This window comes from Polaribacter sp. (assembly GCF_965656025.1).
In the GTDB taxonomy this organism is placed as follows: Bacteria; Bacteroidota; Bacteroidia; order Flavobacteriales; family Flavobacteriaceae; genus Polaribacter.
Genome location: NZ_CBFHJT010000037.1, coordinates 21290 through 22615, shown reverse-complemented (window position 1 = coordinate 22615; position 1326 = coordinate 21290). Strand labels below are relative to the sequence as shown.

General features: G+C 34.1%; 2 protein-coding genes. Both read right to left on the bottom strand.

Translation table 11 applies throughout. The annotated features are described in order from the left end of the window. Positions 1-914: ATP-binding cassette domain-containing protein (locus tag ACTG3S_RS08565; protein ID WP_439128941.1), on the bottom strand; the 914-nt coding region annotated here is incomplete at its 3' end. Positions 915-987: 73 nt separating this feature from the next. Beyond that, entirely contained in the window at positions 988-1164 is a 177-nt protein-coding gene (locus ACTG3S_RS08560) for a CAL67264 family membrane protein (protein ID WP_439128940.1), read from the bottom strand. Between the last annotated feature and the right edge of the window lie 162 nt (positions 1165-1326).

Here is a 1326-nt window from a genome sequence, read left to right as displayed (position 1 = left end):
TTGTCATAGTTCTTTAAACGAGCTTTTTGTTTCGTTTGCCTTCCTTTTGCGCCTTGCCTAACCCACTCTAACTCACGCTCTAATGTTTTCTGACGTTTGGAAGCAGTTTTACTTTCTTGCTCCATTCTTTTAGATTTTTGGTCTAACCAAGAAGAATAATTTCCTTTCCAAGGGATGCCTTCTCCTCTATCCAACTCTAAAATCCAACCAGCTACATTATCTAAGAAGTATCTATCGTGAGTAACTGCAATTACAGTTCCTTTGTATTGCGCCAAATGATGCTCTAACCAATGTACAGATTCTGCATCTAAATGGTTGGTAGGCTCATCTAACAATAAAATTTCTGGTTCTTGTAATAACAATCTACACAAGGCAACTCTACGCTTTTCACCTCCAGAAAGTACTCCAATTTTTTTATCAGAATCTGGCGTACGTAAAGCATCCATTGCAATCTCCAATTTGGTGTCTAGTTCCCACGCATTTGCAGCATCAATTTTGTCTTGTAATTCTGCTTGTTGGTTCATTAGTTTTTCCATCTTATCTGCATCAGAATACACCTCTTCTAAACCAAACATGTCGTTTATTTTGTTGTATTCGTCTAAAATGGCTACAGTTTCTGCTACCCCTTCTTTTACAACTTCTAAAACGGTTTTCTCTGGGTCTAGTTGCGGTTCTTGCTCTAAATAACCAACTTTATATCCTGGAGAAAAAGTTACATCTCCTTGAAAATTCTTTTCTACGCCTGCAATTATTTTTAATAAGGTTGATTTACCTGATCCATTTAAACCAAGAATCCCAATTTTTGCTCCGTAAAAAAAACTTAAATAAATATCTTTTAAAACTTGTTTTCCTGTAGATTGATAGGTTTTAGAAACCTTATTCATCGAAAAGATGACCTTCTTATCATCACTCATAATCTTGTCTTTTATAATTTATATTGAGAAAATCGCCCAAAAAAGGCGATTGAAAGATTGATTTTTTTTAAATTTAAACACGCCCTTTTAAAGCATTAAATACCCAAGCAATTGCAAAAAAACCAACTCCTACAGAGGCAAAGCCATAACCAGCTACCTCAGTATATTTAAAGGCCCCTAAGCAAATTAAAGCAACTCCTACAAATATCATAATAAATGTTGCCCATGCAAGTACTGTATTTTTGTTCATTCCCATAATGTATAATTCGTTAGTTTTTAAATAAATATAGTTGTTTTTTTTAGATATTAAAATCTTCTTCCACCCATTCCCATACCTCTTCTTCTATTCATGTTTTGAGGCTGTCTATTACTTCTTCTTTGTTGCGGCACTAATTTTCTTTTTTGTCTTTTT

Excerpts from the sequence above, each read along its gene's own strand:
- ACTG3S_RS08560 (WP_439128940.1), bottom strand. The coding sequence starts at position 1,164 with ATGAACAAAAATACAGTACTTGCATGGGCAACATTTATTATGATATTT.